General features: G+C 30.8%; 19 protein-coding genes. All 19 read left to right on the top strand.

Going from position 1 to position 16,883, the window contains the following annotated elements; all coding sequences use genetic code 11:
• The first annotated feature begins 101 nt into the window (after positions 1-101).
• The 19 genes from rpsO to rpmF all read left to right on the top strand — a co-directional run bounded on the left by rpsO (position 102) and on the right by rpmF (position 16,853).
• Positions 102-368 (top strand): 30S ribosomal protein S15, encoded by a 267-nt coding sequence (gene rpsO / locus GAN53_RS00350; RefSeq protein WP_151409071.1) that lies wholly within the window; start codon positions 102-104, stop codon positions 366-368.
• 42 nt (positions 369-410) lie between these two features.
• Positions 411-2,579, top strand: coding sequence for a polyribonucleotide nucleotidyltransferase (pnp, locus tag GAN53_RS00345; protein WP_151409070.1), 2,169 nt, complete (start codon positions 411-413; stop codon positions 2,577-2,579).
• Between the two features lie 143 nt (positions 2,580-2,722).
• Complete coding sequence (locus GAN53_RS00340; protein WP_151409069.1) at positions 2,723-3,661, top strand: ABC transporter ATP-binding protein; 939 nt, start codon at positions 2,723-2,725, stop codon at positions 3,659-3,661.
• 1 nt (position 3,662) lies between these two features.
• A complete protein-coding gene (locus tag GAN53_RS00335; RefSeq protein ID WP_151409068.1) occupies positions 3,663-4,760 on the top strand; it encodes an ABC transporter permease in 1,098 nt (365 codons plus the stop codon).
• Positions 4,747-5,850 carry an ABC transporter permease gene (locus GAN53_RS00330; protein WP_151409067.1) on the top strand — a complete coding sequence of 368 codons (1,104 nt, stop codon included), beginning with the start codon at positions 4,747-4,749 and terminating at the stop codon, positions 5,848-5,850. Before GAN53_RS00335 ends, GAN53_RS00330 begins: the two co-directional genes overlap by 14 nt.
• A 96-nt stretch (positions 5,851-5,946) precedes the next feature.
• Positions 5,947-8,259, top strand: coding sequence for an FtsK/SpoIIIE family DNA translocase (locus GAN53_RS00325; RefSeq protein WP_151409066.1), 2,313 nt, complete (start codon positions 5,947-5,949; stop codon positions 8,257-8,259).
• On the top strand, positions 8,256-8,786 hold the full coding sequence (pgsA, locus tag GAN53_RS00320) for a CDP-diacylglycerol--glycerol-3-phosphate 3-phosphatidyltransferase (protein WP_151409065.1): 531 nt from the start codon (positions 8,256-8,258) through the stop codon (positions 8,784-8,786). Before GAN53_RS00325 ends, pgsA begins: the two co-directional genes overlap by 4 nt.
• A gap of 9 nt (positions 8,787-8,795) precedes the next feature.
• On the top strand, positions 8,796-9,863 hold the full coding sequence (gene recA / locus GAN53_RS00315; protein ID WP_151409064.1) for a recombinase RecA: 1,068 nt from the start codon (positions 8,796-8,798) through the stop codon (positions 9,861-9,863).
• A 218-nt stretch (positions 9,864-10,081) separates the two neighbouring features.
• Positions 10,082-10,798: a UMP kinase gene (pyrH, locus tag GAN53_RS00310; RefSeq protein WP_099320347.1), complete on the top strand. Its 717-nt coding sequence runs from the start codon at positions 10,082-10,084 to the stop codon at positions 10,796-10,798.
• A complete protein-coding gene (gene frr, locus GAN53_RS00305; protein ID WP_151409063.1) occupies positions 10,798-11,358 on the top strand; it encodes a ribosome recycling factor in 561 nt (186 codons plus the stop codon). Before pyrH ends, frr begins: the two co-directional genes overlap by 1 nt.
• Positions 11,359-11,360: 2 nt before the next feature.
• Positions 11,361-12,458, top strand: coding sequence for a type II secretion system F family protein (locus GAN53_RS00300; protein ID WP_151409062.1), 1,098 nt, complete (start codon positions 11,361-11,363; stop codon positions 12,456-12,458).
• An 8-nt stretch (positions 12,459-12,466) separates the two neighbouring features.
• Positions 12,467-12,829 (top strand): type II secretion system protein, encoded by a 363-nt coding sequence (locus GAN53_RS09945; RefSeq protein WP_151409061.1) that lies wholly within the window; start codon positions 12,467-12,469, stop codon positions 12,827-12,829.
• 10 nt (positions 12,830-12,839) lie between these two features.
• The gene (locus GAN53_RS00290; RefSeq protein ID WP_151409060.1) at positions 12,840-13,556 is read left to right on the top strand and encodes a prepilin peptidase; all 717 of its coding nucleotides are present in this window, start codon (positions 12,840-12,842) and stop codon (positions 13,554-13,556) included.
• On the top strand, positions 13,553-14,023 hold the full coding sequence (locus tag GAN53_RS00285; protein ID WP_151409059.1) for a prepilin-type N-terminal cleavage/methylation domain-containing protein: 471 nt from the start codon (positions 13,553-13,555) through the stop codon (positions 14,021-14,023). The genes GAN53_RS00290 and GAN53_RS00285 overlap by 4 nt, the downstream gene beginning before the upstream one ends.
• On the top strand, positions 13,980-14,345 hold the full coding sequence (locus GAN53_RS00280; RefSeq protein ID WP_151409058.1) for a type II secretion system protein: 366 nt from the start codon (positions 13,980-13,982) through the stop codon (positions 14,343-14,345). Before GAN53_RS00285 ends, GAN53_RS00280 begins: the two co-directional genes overlap by 44 nt.
• Positions 14,317-14,808 (top strand): prepilin-type N-terminal cleavage/methylation domain-containing protein, encoded by a 492-nt coding sequence (locus tag GAN53_RS00275; RefSeq protein WP_151409057.1) that lies wholly within the window; start codon positions 14,317-14,319, stop codon positions 14,806-14,808. The genes GAN53_RS00280 and GAN53_RS00275 overlap by 29 nt, the downstream gene beginning before the upstream one ends.
• Positions 14,805-15,350: a hypothetical protein gene (locus tag GAN53_RS00270; protein WP_151409056.1), complete on the top strand. Its 546-nt coding sequence runs from the start codon at positions 14,805-14,807 to the stop codon at positions 15,348-15,350. Before GAN53_RS00275 ends, GAN53_RS00270 begins: the two co-directional genes overlap by 4 nt.
• Positions 15,351-15,410: 60 nt before the next feature.
• Positions 15,411-16,601: an acetate/propionate family kinase gene (locus tag GAN53_RS00265; protein ID WP_151409055.1), complete on the top strand. Its 1,191-nt coding sequence runs from the start codon at positions 15,411-15,413 to the stop codon at positions 16,599-16,601.
• 72 nt (positions 16,602-16,673) lie between these two features.
• Positions 16,674-16,853: a 50S ribosomal protein L32 gene (gene rpmF, locus GAN53_RS00260; protein WP_099320357.1), complete on the top strand. Its 180-nt coding sequence runs from the start codon at positions 16,674-16,676 to the stop codon at positions 16,851-16,853.
• Positions 16,854-16,883: the final 30 nt, after the last annotated feature.

Genomic DNA, 16,883 nt, shown 5'->3' with positions numbered 1-16,883 from the left:
AAATGCTTTTTTTATTGGTATAATTACATAGGTACCTAGGCTTGGTAATTGAAACCTCGACTTTTGCAAGGCCTAAGGCAAATGTTAATTAGGAGGAAATTATGTTAACTACAGAAAAGAAACAAGAATTAATCAAAGAATACCAATTAGAAGAAGGAGATACAGGATCTCCAGAAGTACAAATAGCTATTTTAAGCTATAGAATCAAAGAACTAACTGAACACTTAAAAGCTAATCCAAAAGATCACTCATCAAGAAGAGGACTTTTCAAAATGATTAGACGTAGAAGAGGATTACTAAACTACTTAAAAGATAGAGATATCGACAGATATAGATTAATTATCGAAAGAGTAGGAATAAGAGGTTAATTATTGGCGGGGATTACCCGCCTTATTTTTTAGGGAGAAATTATGGAAAAAAATTATAAGTATAGTTCAAGCCATGGATTTAATCTTGACGTAACTATAGGAAAATTTGCAGAACAAGCCAATGGAGAATGTTATATTAGAAGTGGAGATACATCACTTTTAGTAACAGCAGTGGCAAGCGAAAAACCAAGAGAGGGAATAGACTTTTTCCCACTTATTTGTGATTTTCAAGAAAAGTTATATGCTGTAGGCAAAATCCCTGGAGGATTTTTGAAAAGAGAGGGCAAAGCAAGTGATGAAGCGACATTGATATCCCGTCAAATGGATAGACCACTTCGTCCACTTTTCCCTGAAAATTATTACAATGATGTTCAAGTTATAGCAACTGTTTTGTCAATGGATGAAGATAATCTTCCAGATTGCCTATCAACTATAGGTGCAAGCATTGCCCTTGGAATATCAGATATACCTTTTTATGGACCAGTAGCTGCAGTTTCTGTTGGATTTGTAGATGGTAAATTTATTATTAATCCAAATGAAAAAGAAAGAGAAAATTCAAAACTAGATCTTACAGTTGCAGGAAGCAAAGATGCTATAAATATGGTTGAAGCTGGAGCAAATGAACTTACAGAAGAGCAAATGCTTGAAGCTATGCTTTTAGCTCATGAAGAAATAGGTCATATTTGCGAATTTACTCAAAGCATAATAGATGAAATTGGCAAGGAAAAAAATCTTGTTGAAGTCATAGTACCATCTGAACTTGAAGAAAAAATCATAGCAGAATATCAAGAAGATGTGAAAAATTCCATTAGAACAACTGATAAAATGCAAAGGGAAGATGCGATTACTAATATAGAAAATCAAGCTAGGGAAAAATTCTTAGAAGAATATCCAGAAAGCGAAGATGAAATTCACAGAGTTATAGATGATATAATGAAAAAAGAAGTTCGTCGTATGATTTCAATTGATAAAATTAGACCTGATGGTAGAGCTATGAAAGAAATTAGACCACTTTCAGCTGAAGTAGGAACTTTACCAAGAGTTCACGGTTCAGGTTTATTTAAAAGAGGTCAAACTCAAGTTTTATCAGTAGTAACCTTAGGTTCCCCAGCAGATGTACAAGTAATTGATGGCTTAAACAGAAAAGAAATTACAAAAAGATATATGCATCAATATAATTTCCCACCATTTTCAGTTGGAGATATCAAACCTCTTAGAGCTCCAGGAAGAAGAGAAATTGGCCATGGTCGCCTTGCAGAAAGAGCATTAATTCCAGTATTGCCAGATGAAAGTGACTTCCCATATACAATAAGAGTTGTATCTGAAGTTTTATCTTCAAATGGTTCAAGTTCCCAAGCATCAATTTGTGGATCAACCTTATCACTTATGGATGCAGGAGTTCCAATCAAAAAACCAGTAGCAGGAATTGCCATGGGTCTTATAAAAGAAGAAAATTCAATTTCTATACTAACAGATATTCAAGGCCTTGAAGATCATTTGGGAGATATGGATTTCAAAGTTGCAGGAACTCGTGATGGAATCACAGCCCTACAAATGGATATGAAAATTTCTGGTATAAGCCGTGAAATTTTGCAAGAATCTTTAGCAAATGCCAAAGAAGCTAGAATGCAAATCCTAGATTTGATAGAAAATACCATAAAAGCACCCAGAGCTGACATATCAGAATATGCACCAAGATTATTTACCATAGATATAGATCCAGAAAAAGTTCGTGATGTAATCGGTTCTGGCGGAAAGACAATTAACAAAATCATCGATGAAACTGGAGTAACAATAGATACAGAAGATAATGGTCATATAACAGTTGCATCAACTGACGGAGCTAGTGGTAAAAGAGCAATCGAAATGATAAAATCAATCGTAACAGATCCAAAAGCAGGGGATATTTACACAGGTAAAGTTACAAGAATAATGAATTTTGGAGCCTTTGTAGAAATTGCAATTGGCAAAGAGGGTTTATTACACATTTCACAAATCGATCATAAGAGAGTTGATAAAGTTGAAGATGTCCTAAAAATTGGAGATGAAGTGACAGTAAAAGTTACAGAAATTGACAGACAAGGAAGAATAAACTTATCAAGAAAAGCTCTAATAGAAAATAAAGATAAAGAAGATTTCAAGGATAATAAAAGAAACAGGAAACAAGAAGCTTGGCCAGCAGATGAAGATCCAAGAAAACACGATAAATAAAAAATAAGTCGGTAAGAATATTAATTTCTTATCGATTTTTTTATTTGAAAGCTTATATTAAAGTATCTTTAAGTTCTTGTAAAATTTTTGTTAAGTCTAAAATATTGCAAAAAATCATGCTATAATTTTATTAGGAGGAGCCTATGGAAAATATAATTGAAGTTAGAGGACTTGTTAAATCTTATAAAAAACTAAAAGCTGTTGATAATTTAGATTTAGATGTAAAAAAAGGAAAAATTTTAGGTTTACTAGGCCCTAACGGTTCAGGAAAATCTACAACTATAAATTGTATGCTTGCTTTACTTAGTAAAGATAGTGGATCTATCAAGATTTATGGCAAGGAAATGACTCCAGAATCTTACGATATCAAGGAAAAAATCGGTGTAGTTTTTCAAGATGTGGGAGTTTATGATGAATTAAGTGTATATGAAAATATTGATTATTTTTGTGGTCTTTACATAAAAGATAAGAAAAAGAGAAAAGAGCTAATCGATGAAACTATTGATCTTGTGGGCCTTAATGATTTCCTAAAATTTAAACCAAAAGAACTTTCTGGTGGACTTTTAAGAAGGCTAAATATAGCTTGCGGCATAGCTCACAAACCTGAAATAATAATATTTGACGAGCCAACTGTAGCAGTTGATCCCCAATCAAGAAATAATATTTTGGAAGGCATAAAAAAATTAAACGAAAAGGGCGCAACAGTAATTTACACATCACATTACATGGATGAAGTTGAAGAACTTTGCGATGACATAGTTATAATCGATAGGGGAAAAGTTATAGCCAAAGGAACTTCTGAGAGCTTAAAGGATTTAATTGAAGTTAATGAGAAAGTTTCATTTGCTAGTGAAATTATAAATGAAGATGTTATTGAAAAAATTAGAGCCATCGATAGTCTGATAGGTATAGAAAAGAAAGACGAATTTTACCATTTAAGTTTTACTCATGGTAAGGATAATTTGATAAAACTTATAAACATCTTAAATGAAAATTCTATAAATTATGATAGCTTATCAAGCGAATCACCTTCTTTAAATGACGTATTTTTATCATTAACAGGCAAAGAATTGAGGGATTAATATGTTTTTTCATGAATTTAAAAAGACATTAAAAGTATTTTTGCGCCAAAAAGCAATGATTTTTTGGGCTCTAATCTTTCCTCTAGTTTTGGGAGTGTTTTTTAAACTTGCTTTAGGCAATGTTAAGGATTCCAATAATTTTGAAGCAATTAAAGTTGGAGTAAATGAAAGCTTGCTTGATGATGAGTATTTTAAAAATTTTACCGATCAAATGAAAGATGAGGACTTACTTGATCCAATATCAGCTAAAGATGAGAAAATCTTAGATCAAGATGATATAAGCGCCTACATTGATAAAAAAGATAAGGTCATTTTAAAGAAAAATGGCGTTAGAGAAAGTATTCTTGTAAATATTCTTAAATATTATAATATGAATGAAAATATGGTAAGAACCATTATGGAAAAAGACCCAACTACTGATCTTTCAAATCTTTTTACCGATAAGACACATATAGAAAGTGGAAATCCAAATAAAGACATGGATCCAACGATGACATTTTTCTTTGCACTAATTGGTTTTCAAATTATTTATGGATATGCTTGGGGACTTTCTATAATCTTCCAATATGAGGCAAATTTGACCACCATAGCAAAAAGAAATGCCATATCACCTCTAAACAAAAAGATAAGCCTTTTGTCATCAATGTGTGTGGGATTTTTATTAAACTTTTTTATTGCCCTATTTACAATGGTGGTTTTTAATAAGATTTTGGGCGTAGATTTTTCAAATAAATTACCCCAATTATTATTAATTGTAGCCATAGGATCTCTTACAGGTGTTAGCCTTGGTATGGTAATAGGTTCTTGCAATAAGGCAAATATTGATACAAAAATTGGTATAGGTTTAGCTATATCTTTACTATTGTCCTTTTTGGCTGGTATGATGGTCGCTGAAATTAAAATAATTATTTCTGAAAAAGCTCCTTTGATAAATAAACTTAATCCAGTAGCATTAATCAGTGATGGAATATATTCCTTGTATTATTACGATAATTTGGATAGGTACTACAACAACCTTATTTGGCTAATAGGAGTGACCATAGTACTTGTGCTATTAACTTATATATTTACTCGAGGTAAGCAATATGATAGTCTTTAAAAATTATTTTAAAATACTAAAAAGCCACAAGAAATCGTTAATAATTTACGCAATAATATTTTTCGTATTCATGTTCATATTTGCAGAATCTGGTGATCCAATAAGTAAATATACATCAACGAAATTACCTATATATGTAAAAGATGAGTCTAATACAGAAATCTCAAAAGCTGTGGTAAATTTTATTGACGAAAACCATACTTTAGTTGATGTAGACGAAGACTTACTTGATGACAAGCTATTTTTAGAACAGATAGTCTGCGCTATAAATATACCAAAGGATTTTGAAAAAAATCACAAGTTGAAATTTAAAGAAGTTTACAATGACTCATACACGCTTTTTGCAAAAAATGATTTAGATTCTTTTATTAATCAGATCGAAACTTTTGAGAAAGCAGGATTTTCCACAAGCGAAGCAATAAAAAATACAGAAGATAATTTTAAGAAAAATATCGATGTAAAAGTTAATAGCCTTAGCAAAAATTACAAAAAAGATAGTCCATTTTATTTCCAAATGATGGCCTATATTATTATGAGTCAGATAATTCTTATAGTTGGAACTATTAACCTAACTTATAATAAAGACCAAACAAAAAAGAGAAATTTAATTTCACCAATGAAAAAATCTACCCAGGATTTTCAGTTGATTTTAGGGCATATTGTATCAGGATTTGCAATATGGTTAATATATGTTTTACTGTATTGTTTCTATTTTAAAGATTTTTCTTTTTCTAGACAAATTGTACAAATGATGGCAAATGCTCTCCTTTTTACAGCCACCATAGTTTGCTTTGCCGTACTTGTTTCAAAACTTGCAAAAAATGAAAATACCATAACAGGAATTATGAACGTATTTTCATTGGGATCGTCATTTCTTACAGGAATATTTGTTCCTCAAGAACTTTTGGGTGACTTTGCCATAAAATTAGGAAAAATATTTCCGGCCTTTTATTATATTTCAAATATAAAAGACATCATGAGTAAAGGTGATTATTCATTTTTTAATATGAATAGCTTAGTATTATTCGGATTTTCCATTGTTTTCATAATACTAACGATTATAACTAAGCCTAATTTGGAAAAAGCTTAATATGATTTTCAAAGAGCAGCTGGAAGATCTGGCTGCTTTTTTCTTTAAAGGTTTCTTTTTTTGGCAGGATAATATATAATTTATAAGGAGGGACATATGACAAATAGTAAAAATAACAACAGAGTAAGAAAAAAATCAACGGGAAAACCTCCTAAGAATATGAAAAATAAGAAAAGACAATTTGTCTTTGACATTAACGTTCTATCGCTTATCATGATGGCCTTATCAATTTTCCTATTTATCTTTATATTATCAGCAAATACTGGAAAGCTTGGCCTAGCCATTAGTGGTGGATTTACGACGGCTTTTGGCAAATATTGCCTAGTGATACCAGTGGTTATTTTCATAAGCTTTTTATTTGCTTATAGGGATAGATATCTTTCTAATATCAAAGAATTTTTATTGCTATATTTTTTTATACTTATAATGTTTGCTTATCTATCTAAAGAATTTGTAAGATATGATTTGGGATGGACAATTGATTATAATAGGGTTCATGCTAGCGAAGGTGGAGGCATTGTCGGAGGATTCTTATCATTTTATCTGGTAAGTTTCATTGGTACTTTGGGAGTAAAGATCCTATTTTGGATAAGTTTATTTTTGTTTGTTGTTGGAATTAGTCCAATAACTTACAGGCAATTTTTCGTAAAATTGAGAGATTTTATTAAATTAATTGTAAATAAAATCAAAACATTTTCCGATAACAAAAAGCAAAAAAGAAGAGATAAAAAATCCAAAAAAGAAAAATCTAGTGAAAAACCAAAAACTATAGAAGATGATAAGATAAATCTGGATCAAATTATTGGAGAAAGCAAAAAACAAAAAAAAGATATATTTGCAGACGATAATTTTGATGACATCAATATCTTTAAACCAGTTCCAATGCTAGATTTAGACGATGACTCAAAAAATGAAATAGATATCAAAGATTATAAATCAAAGCAAATAGAAATCAAAGATATAGACCAAGCTACAAAAAAAGATTTCGACTCTTACAACTATCCTACTAGCAATTTATTAACTGACAGATCAAATGAGGGGGTTGTCGATAGAGATGAAATAAAAAACAAGGCAAGAGCTATTGAAGAAACTCTTGAAAGTTTTGGGATTTTAGCAAAAGTTGTTCAAATAGACGTTGGGCCAACTGTAACTTGCTATGAAATAAAACCTCAAAGAGGTGTAAAAGTTTCAAGAATCTTAAACCTATCAGATGATTTGGCACTTTCTTTGGCGACAAGTGGGATTAGAATACTTGCACCAATTCCTGGCAAAAGTCATGTGGGAATAGAAGTACCAAATCGCAGCAAGGAGGTAGTTGGATTTAAGGAGATTATTTCAAGCGCTGATTTTATAAATTCCAAAAGTGAAATTCCCTTTGCCATGGGTAAATCCATAGCAGGTGATCCAATTGTTTCAGCCATAGAAAAAATGCCCCATCTTTTGGTATCAGGAGCAACAGGCTCAGGAAAATCCGTTTGTATAAACACAATAATAATGAGTATACTCTACAAACATTCTCCAGAAGAAGTAAAACTTTTAATGATCGATCCAAAAGTTGTGGAATTATCTGTTTATAATGGCATTCCACATTTAATAATGCCAGTAATTACAGATCCTAAAAAAGCCAGCTCTTCATTATTTTGGGCAATTGGAGAAATGGAAAAAAGATACAAGGCTTTTCAAAAATATCATGTTAGAGATATCAAAGGTTATAAGGAAAAAGCTAAATTTGACGAATCCATGGAAAATTTGCCGTATATAGTCGTAATAATTGACGAGCTTGCAGACCTTATGATGACCGCAGCAAGTGAGGTTGAGGATTATATAATGCGTTTGGCACAAAAGTCTCGTGCTTGTGGAATACATTTGGTAATAGCAACTCAAAGACCAACAGTAGATGTTGTTACAGGAACTATTAAGGCCAATATTCCATCAAGAATTTCCTTTGCAGTTACAAGTCAAACCGATTCAAGGACAATTCTCGATCAGGCAGGTGCAGAAAAATTATTGGGCAAGGGCGATATGCTTTACCAATCAAGCGATTCTATGAGACCACTAAGAATTCAAGGAGCCTTTATTTCTGATAAAGAAGTTTTGAAAGTTGTACAATACATTAAAGAAGACAAAGAAGCTTCTTATAATAAAGAGGCAATTGAAACAGTTGAGGAAAATTCAAAAGTAAAAGAAATTGATGATGAAGATGAACTCTTAGATGAAGCTATACAAATCATAATAGATGAAAATACAGCATCTGTTTCACTTTTGCAAAGAAAGCTTAGAATTGGTTATGCCAGAGCTGGAAGAATCATCGATCAATTGGAAGCAAAGGGTCTTGTAGGCCCTTACGAAGGAAGCAAACCTCGTAAAGTTTTGGTAGATAGGAGTTATTTTGAAGGAGGAAAAAGATGAATATAGCAAATAAAGTTACTTTGATAAGATTGTTTTTGATCCCTGTTTTCTTGGTATTGTTTTATAGTTGTGGCAGAACTTATAATGTTGCTGCTTTAATTTTTATCATTGCATCTTTAACCGATGCTGTTGATGGACATCTTGCAAGAAGCCGTAATATTGTAACGACCTTTGGTAAATTTGTGGATCCTCTAGTAGATAAACTTTTGACCATGGCAGCCTTTGTAGTTTTGGTAGGAGATAATACTTTACCATCATGGGCAGTTATAGTAATAATCGCTCGTGAACTTGCAATTACAGGTTTTAGAACCCTTGCAGCTGACCAAGGAATAACAATTGCAGCAAGTAAATGGGGCAAATTAAAAACAACCAGCCAAATGATAGCTTTAGTTTTACTTTTATTAAATAATACTACATTAAATAGCATAGGTATCTACGTTTTCTACCTTGCAGTAGTACTTACAATAATTTCAGGTTACGATTATATAATTAAAAATAAACAAGTTTTGGACTTAGAAAATATATAGGAGATAAATGTGGCAAAAAAAGAAAAAAATTATTCAGATGATAAACAAAAAGCTTTAGATCAAGCCTTTACAGCCATAGAAAAAAAATATGGCAAAGGCGCAATAATGAAAATGGGCGATAGACCCCATGTTTCAGTTTCAGCAATTCCAACTGGAGCAATAAATTTAGATGTTGCCCTTGGAGTAGGTGGTATACCAAGGGGAAGAGTGATCGAAGTTTATGGTCCAGAATCTTCTGGTAAAACAACACTTGCTTTACACATAATAGCTGAAGATCAAAAAGAAGGCAATACTTGTGCCTTTATAGATGCAGAACACGCTATGGATGCAGAATACGCAAGAAATCTTGGAGTTGATATAGATAATCTAATCTTATCTCAACCAGACACTGGAGAGCAAGGTTTGGATATAGCAGAGCATTTAGTTCGCTCTCAAGCAGTGGATTTAATAGTTATTGACTCTGTTGCAGCCCTTGTTCCAAAAGCTGAAATAGAAGGAGAAATGGGAGCAAGTCATGTAGGACTTCAAGCTAGACTTATGAGTCAGGCTCTAAGAAGACTTACAGGTTCAATTTCAAAGACAAATACAACTGTATTATTTATAAACCAACTAAGAGATAAGGTTGGAGTATCATACGGTTCCCCAGAAACTACGACAGGTGGACGTGCCTTGAAATTTTATTCTTCAGTAAGACTTGATATAAGAAGAATTAAAACCATTACAGAAGGTGATAATTCTATAGGTTCACGCACTAGAGTAAAAATTGTAAAAAATAAAGTTGCACCACCATTTAAAGTTGTGGAATTTGACATAATGTATGGTCAAGGAATTTCAAAATCTGGAATTATCCTAGATACAGCAGTAGAAGAAGGAATTATCGATAAAGCTGGAAGCTGGTTTTCTTATGGGGATGAAAAACTAGGTCAAGGAAGAGAAAAAGTAAAAACCTACCTAGAGGAAAATACAGATATTATGAATGAAATTGAAGAAAAAATTAGAGCAAAATTAACAGAAGATCCAAGTGCTATCCATTCAGCAAGTGATGATGAAGAAGAGATACAAAGTTCTGATGACTAGTAGAATAAAACTGGAGTTTATAAAATAAACTTCAGTTTTTTAAATTGATTTTAAATTTAGAACATTAAGGATAATTTTTTAAAAATTATAATTGTTATTGGAGATTAGCGATTTATTTTACTATTATATAATTTGATAAAATTAAAATTGTAAATATTTATTTAATCTGTTAAAAATTTTCAAAATAGGTTATAATTTATAGTAAGTAGGAGGGGATTTTGCAAAAATTTAAAAGAATTGTATTAAAACTAAGTGGTGAAGCACTTGCTGGATCCAAAGGTTTTGGATTTGATGATGAAGTAATAGAAAAAATTTGCATAGCAATAAAGGAAACTTATATGCTAGGAGTTGAAATAGCAATAGTTGTAGGCGGTGGAAACTTTTGGCGTGGTAGAAGTGGAAATTTTATAGACAGAGCAAGTTCTGATAATATAGGAATGCTTGGAACTGTTATGAATGGACTTAGAATTCAAGGCACCTTAGAAGAAATGGGACTTGAAACAAGACTAATGACTGCTATTTCAATGACAGAAGTTGCAGAACCTTATATTAGAAGAAGAGCTGTAAGACACCTTGAAAAAGGAAGAATCGTTATCTTTTCTGCTGGAACTGGCCTTCCATATTTTTCAACCGACACAACAGCAAGTTTAAGAGCTTTAGAAATCAATGCTGATGTTATTTTGCTAGGAAAAACTGGCACCGATGGCATCTATGATAAGGACCCAAATGTCTATGACGATGCCATAAAATATGACAAATTGACATATAAAGAGATTTTACAAAAAGAAATCAAAATCATGGACACAACAGCTTCAAGTCTTGCTATGGACAATAGCATGCCACTTATAGCTTTTGGAATTGACGATCCAGAAAACTTGGTTAGAATATTTAAAGATGAAAAACCAATAGGAACAATTGTAAAGGAGAAATTTTAATGAATTACGATCAAATTAAAAAATTCGCTGAAAAAGAAATGCAAGCAGCAGTTTCATCTTTTGATGATAGAATTGCAACTATAAAAGCTGGTAGAGCTACTGACGCTATCTTAGATGGCATAACTTTTAATTATTTTGGAGTTGACACACCAATCAATCAAGCTGCAACAATATCTATTCCTGAAGCTAGATTATTAGTAATTAAGCCATGGGATAGAAAAAATATCGCACCAATAGAAAACGCTATCAATAAAGCAAATATAGGCATCAATCCACAAAATGATGGAGAAGTAATAAGACTTCCATTCCCAATTCTAACAGAAGAAAGACGTAAGGAATATACAAAAGAAGTTAATAAATATGCAGAAGAAGCAAAAATTTCTATAAGAAATAAAAGACGTGATGCTATGGATGAAGTCAAAAAAAGTGAAAAAGCTGATGAAATCACAGAAGATGATAAATTTTCATTAGAAGAAGAACTTCAAAAAATCACTGATAAATTTATTAAAGAAATAGAAACTTTAGCTGAAAAGAAAAATAAAGAACTTCTTTCTGTATAAAAGTGAAATCTTCAAAAAACAATAATTTAAAATCAATACTCAATAAGGATATTATTCCTGCCAGAATTGATGGCAGGATAATCTCCTTATTTTTAAAGCAGTTATCTATTTTAATTAGCTCAGGCATTGGTCTTGATAAAGCTCTAAAAATAATAGAAAATCAGCAAATTGACAAAAAATTAAGCCTTGCCCTAGATAAAATAAATAAAGATTTAGAAAGAGGCTTGACCATAGACCAAGCTTTTTCAAATAATGAAAATTATTTTAACCCCATGGTTGTCGCTTTTATCAAAAGTGGGGAAGAAAGTGGAAATTTTGCAAAAATACTTGACGAATTATCTTTTTACATGAACGAGGAGAGCAAAAACAAATCGATTATCAAACAAGCTATGGCTTATCCTATAATTCTTTTATTTGTAATGATTTTGATCGTAGCTATAGTTGTAAATTTTGTTTTGCCTACTTTTCAAAATGTATTTGAGAAAAATGGTCAACAATTACCAATAGCGACCAGAGCTTTAATAGATATTTCAAACTTTATCAAAAATTATGGATTTTTGATAGTACTTTTTCTGCTAATTTTGACTCTTTCTCTATTAATTCTTAGAAAAGATGAGCAAAGTAAGCTAAAATTGGATGAATTTGCCTATAAATTTTTAGCTTTTAAGAAATTAAGGCAAACAAAATTGGAATATCAAGTATCAAAACTACTTTACATACTCAGATCTGGGGATATTGAAATCAAAAAAAGCTTATTTATGATAGAAAAATCTTTCAAAAATGAATACGTAAAAGAAAATATTAGAAATATTACAAATGAAATAAGTCAAGGAAAGACTTTGTCAAAAAGTATTACTGACAAAGATATTTTTTCTTCCTTGTTTAAATCTATGGTTGAAATTGGAGAAAATAGCGGAAATTTGCTAGAAACTCTTAAAAAATCGAGCGAGTATTTTTCTAATGATTACATATATAAATTAAAAAAATTAGCAGATTTGGCTGAGCCTGTGATGGTTATAATAATGAGTATTTTGGTTGGCTTTGTGGTTTTTGCTATTGCCATACCAATATTTGATTCTATAAATACCATCGGTCTATAGGAGAGATTATGAAAAGTAAAAAGAAAAAAGGATTTACATTAATTGAACTTGTAATTGTTATAGCAATTATCGGAGTTTTGGCAGCAATTGCCATTCCAAGATATAATAACGTTAGGGAAAAAGCTGCAAATACAGCCCATAATGCCAATGTGCAAATGCTAAAATCAGCAGCTATTTTAAAGCAAAGTGAGATAAATGATGCCAGTACTTCTATCACATGGACAAAAGATAGTCACGATGGCAATACCTACCTAGAAAAATGGCCGGAAATTCCTGCCGGCGCTGATACACCTAAAGAAATTAAAGAATATACCGTAACAATAACCAAAGATACCATCGATGTAAAACCTGTCGAAGTACCAATAAAATGAGAAAAATAAAGTGTTAATTAATATTTTTATATTTGCCCTAGGAGCCATTTTTGGCTCTTTTTGCAATTGTTTTATAAGTAGAAAAATTAAAAATCAAAGTATAATCTATCCACCAAGTCATTGTGATTTTTGCAATCATAGGCTAAAAATCAGGGAGAAAATTCCCCTAATAAGTTTTCTTATATTAAAAGGAAGATGCAATTATTGTAAGAAAAAAATTCCTATCGACAATTTTATTATGGAAATAACTTGTGGAATTATCGGAATTTTATTTTTTGATGCAAATAATTTTCTAAGGTCGATTTTACTGATATTTGCCCTATATTTATCCTTAGTTATCGCCATAATAGATCTAAAAAGCTTTGATATTTACATAAATCAGATTGGAATTTTGGCACTTATAGGATTGGCTTATCGATTTTTATACCTAAAATTTGATTTGGATTTTATTCTCATAAGTCTAGCCTTTAGCGCAATTTACTTTGTAATTTATAAAATTTTTGACAAAAGTCTTGGAAATGGTGATATATATTTTTACCTTGCCTTGTTTTTATTTATAGAAAATATTGAAATTATTTATTTTATTCTCTACTCAATATGGCTTGGAGCAATTTTTGGCATAATTATCGGTATTAAATATAAAAATATGAAAATCAAAATTCCCTTTTGCATCTATATTTTTCTAGCTTTTTTAATCGTCATGGTAAAATTAAGGATATTTTCATGAAAAAGAAGGGCTTTACTTTAATAGAATTAATAGTGGTTTTATTTATAATGTCAATCATTATTGGGGTTGCAAGCATTAGATTTAATGTTATTGATAAAATTAAGGCAAATATGGAACTCCAAACACTTATTAATGATGTAGACTATGCTAAAATGAAGGCAATTGCAACAGGACAAACTACTTATATAAAATTTGGAAAAGATAGTTACATTGTAAAAATCCATGATACATTTATTGAGGATAAGATTTTTAGGCAACTAGATTATATTACTTTCTTACATTTTTCAACTAGCAACGATGGTAATTTGATAGAATTTAATTCAAATGGAAGTGTAACTTATCCTGGTACTGTAAGCATTAATGTTAGTGATAAAGCTGGTAATACGAAAAATTACGAGTTAGTCGTTATCGTAGGAGGTGGACATGCTAGAATTAGAGAAGAACAAAAAAGGATTCACACTTATTGAAATTATTGTTACCTTAGGATTTTTAGCTTTGATTGCAGCAATGCTATTACCATCTATAAATAATCTTATGACAGCGTCTAAAAAAGAAAAAGAAGCTAGCAAAATAATTTATTCCCTAGAAAGTGCTATAGAAAACGAAAAATCTAAAGATATAGAAGATAAGGAATATGGACACTCAATAAAAAATTATAATGGTTATGAAATAGATATCATCAGAAGTTATTATGGAGAAAATTTAGATAAAATTGAGGTTAAATATAAAAATTATAAACTTGATCTAATTGAGGTAGTTAATGAAGAAAAATGGCTTTACTCTAATTGAACTTTTGGCGAGCCTTGCGATAGTAAGTATAATCGCAATTGTTATCACATCAATATTTTCTATTAGTTTAAAGTCAATCGATAAAAGTTTTGAAGAAGAAATTACATATAAAGAATCAACTTTTTGTATGCTTTACTTAGAAAATATTGTTAGATCTGCCTATAGTCTTGAAATTATTGAAGGAAATGATGAAAATAATCTAAAAGCTTACGTGGTTAGTGATTCAGGAGAAATAATATCTAGTAAATTTAGAATAAAAAATCGAGATGGAATTAACTATCTTGAGGAATATCACGATAATTTATCTAACAAAAGTGAGAAAGGTTCTTGGATAAAAATTGGCATATGCCAAAATTTATATTTAAATTATAATCCTAACAAAAAATCAGTGCATATTATTTTAAATGATGATAGTGCAAGCGATAGGTATGAAAGCATCATTTATGTGGGTGATAGATTATGAAAAAAGGATTTATTTCTATAGTTACTCTGATGATTTTACTTATTCTTAGTTTAACGTTAAATTTTTTATACCAGCAAAATATAAGTACAAGTGAGTATTCAAAAGATTTATATAATAAGAAAAAAGCGCAATATTTAGCGGAATCTATAATAAATGTTTACCTAGAAAATAATCATGATAAAATTAATGGATTGATTGAAGAAGATTATAAAAATTTTGGAAAATCAGATATAGAAGGAAAGGATTATAAACCATATACATATACTAGAAAAATAATACCTTGCGAAGAAATTATTAATCCTTATGAACATTTAGGAATTGATAGATCAATAATCTATGATGATGAATTATATAATATCAAATTGACATTTGTAGATAGAATTGATAGTCAGAAGATTAAAAAACTTTATATGCTGAGTAACGATAGTTGGATTAAAGTGGGGAATAGTTCTGCATTGTCAGAAATTTACTTTAAAGTTTTGGAAAATAGCGAAATAGAGGATGATTATAAAATAGAAATCGCTTTTAGACGCACATATTAGTTTTTTATATAAAAAGTTTTGGTATAATAGATATAGAAAGTCAAATAAAAAGGAGTTTAAATGAAAATTTTAGTAATTAATTGTGGATCTTCATCACTAAAATATCAATTATTTGATATGGAAAATGAAGAAGTTTTAGTAAAAGGACTTGTTGAAAGAATTGGCATCGAAGGAAGTCGTCTTGTTCAAAAGAAAAATGGCGATGAATTTATAATAGAAGAGCCAATGGAAAATCATACTCAAGCTGTAGGACACGTATTTGATGCCCTTGTAGATAGCGAAAATGGTGTTTTATCAAGCCTAGATGAAATCGATGCTGTTGGACATAGATTCGTTCATGGTGGAGAAAAAATGACAAAATCTGCCCTAATTGACGATGAAGTTAAAGAAGCTATAAATGAAGCAGCAAAATTTGCTCCACTTCACAATCCTGCAAACTTAATGGGACTTAAAGCTTGTGAAGAATTGCTTCCAAATGTGCCAAATGTAGCAGTATTTGATACAGCTTTCCATCAAACTATGCCAGCAAAAACTTTCCTTTATGGAATCGACTACAAATACTATGAACAAGAAGCAATTAGAAAATACGGCTTCCATGGAACAAGCCACAATTATATAACAAAAAGAGCAGCTGATCTTTTAGGCAAAGATTTAAGCCAAACAAATATAATTTCAGCTCACTTAGGAAATGGTTCATCAATTACAGCTGTAAAAGAAGGAAAATCTTTTGATACAACAATGGGACTTACTCCACTTGAAGGACTTGTAATGGGAACAAGATCAGGGGACTTAGATCCAACAGTTGTAACATATATCGAAGAAAAAGAAAACTTATCTCCTTCACAAATGAATGATCTTTTAAACAAAAAATCTGGAGTTCTTGGAGTATCTGGAGTAAGCTCTGACTTTAGAGATCTAGAAGAAGCTGCTAATAATGGCAACCAAAGAGCTCAATATGCTCTAGATATGTTTACAACTCGTGCAAAAAGATATATAGCTGGATATATGGCAGAAATTGAAAGATGCGATGCCATAGTATTTACAGGTGGAATCGGAGAAAACTCAATAGAACTTAGAGAAGAAATGATGAAAGGCTTTGAACAATTTGGTATAAAAATTGATAAAGAAGCTAACGAAGTTCGTGGTGGTGAACATATAATTTCAACCGAGGATTCAAAAGTTAAAGTTATGGTTGTTGCTACAAACGAAGAGTTGATGATTGCAAGAGATACACAAAATTTAGTTAAATAAATTCCTTGACAATATTTGATATAGAATATATAATATTAAAGATTGCTAAAACTGATAAGAGGAGGTGTAAGGATGGCAGTACCAAAGAGAAGAACATCAAAAACAAGAAAAAATAAAAGAAGAGCCTCAGCTTATACTTTGAATAGATCAAATTTTGTTGAGTGTCCAAATTGTCATGAGCCAAAGCTTCAACACAGAGTTTGCCCAAACTGTGGAGAATACAAAGGCCAAGCAATATTTGACGAACAATAAGATAGTGTTTTACACTATCTTTTTTAGTAC

Origin of the sequence: Anaerococcus sp. Marseille-P9784 (assembly GCF_902500265.1) — a bacterium.
Taxonomy (GTDB): Bacteria; Bacillota; Clostridia; order Tissierellales; family Peptoniphilaceae; genus Anaerococcus.
Note: the sequence above shows the minus strand (reverse complement) of the source record. Positions and strands in the feature narration are given on the sequence as shown.

Excerpts from the sequence above, each read along its gene's own strand:
- rpsO (WP_151409071.1), top strand. The coding sequence starts at position 102 with ATGTTAACTACAGAAAAGAAACAAGAATTAATCAAAGAATACCAATTA.
- pnp (WP_151409070.1), top strand. The coding sequence starts at position 411 with ATGGAAAAAAATTATAAGTATAGTTCAAGCCATGGATTTAATCTTGAC.
- GAN53_RS00340 (WP_151409069.1), top strand. The coding sequence starts at position 2,723 with ATGGAAAATATAATTGAAGTTAGAGGACTTGTTAAATCTTATAAAAAA.
- GAN53_RS00335 (WP_151409068.1), top strand. The coding sequence starts at position 3,663 with ATGTTTTTTCATGAATTTAAAAAGACATTAAAAGTATTTTTGCGCCAA.
- GAN53_RS00330 (WP_151409067.1), top strand. The coding sequence starts at position 4,747 with ATGATAGTCTTTAAAAATTATTTTAAAATACTAAAAAGCCACAAGAAA.
- GAN53_RS00325 (WP_151409066.1), top strand. The coding sequence starts at position 5,947 with ATGACAAATAGTAAAAATAACAACAGAGTAAGAAAAAAATCAACGGGA.
- pgsA (WP_151409065.1), top strand. The coding sequence starts at position 8,256 with ATGAATATAGCAAATAAAGTTACTTTGATAAGATTGTTTTTGATCCCT.
- frr (WP_151409063.1), top strand. The coding sequence starts at position 10,798 with ATGAATTACGATCAAATTAAAAAATTCGCTGAAAAAGAAATGCAAGCA.
- GAN53_RS09945 (WP_151409061.1), top strand. The coding sequence starts at position 12,467 with ATGAAAAGTAAAAAGAAAAAAGGATTTACATTAATTGAACTTGTAATT.
- GAN53_RS00285 (WP_151409059.1), top strand. The coding sequence starts at position 13,553 with ATGAAAAAGAAGGGCTTTACTTTAATAGAATTAATAGTGGTTTTATTT.
- GAN53_RS00280 (WP_151409058.1), top strand. The coding sequence starts at position 13,980 with ATGCTAGAATTAGAGAAGAACAAAAAAGGATTCACACTTATTGAAATT.
- GAN53_RS00275 (WP_151409057.1), top strand. The coding sequence starts at position 14,317 with ATGAAGAAAAATGGCTTTACTCTAATTGAACTTTTGGCGAGCCTTGCG.
- GAN53_RS00270 (WP_151409056.1), top strand. The coding sequence starts at position 14,805 with ATGAAAAAAGGATTTATTTCTATAGTTACTCTGATGATTTTACTTATT.
- GAN53_RS00265 (WP_151409055.1), top strand. The coding sequence starts at position 15,411 with ATGAAAATTTTAGTAATTAATTGTGGATCTTCATCACTAAAATATCAA.
- rpmF (WP_099320357.1), top strand. The coding sequence starts at position 16,674 with ATGGCAGTACCAAAGAGAAGAACATCAAAAACAAGAAAAAATAAAAGA.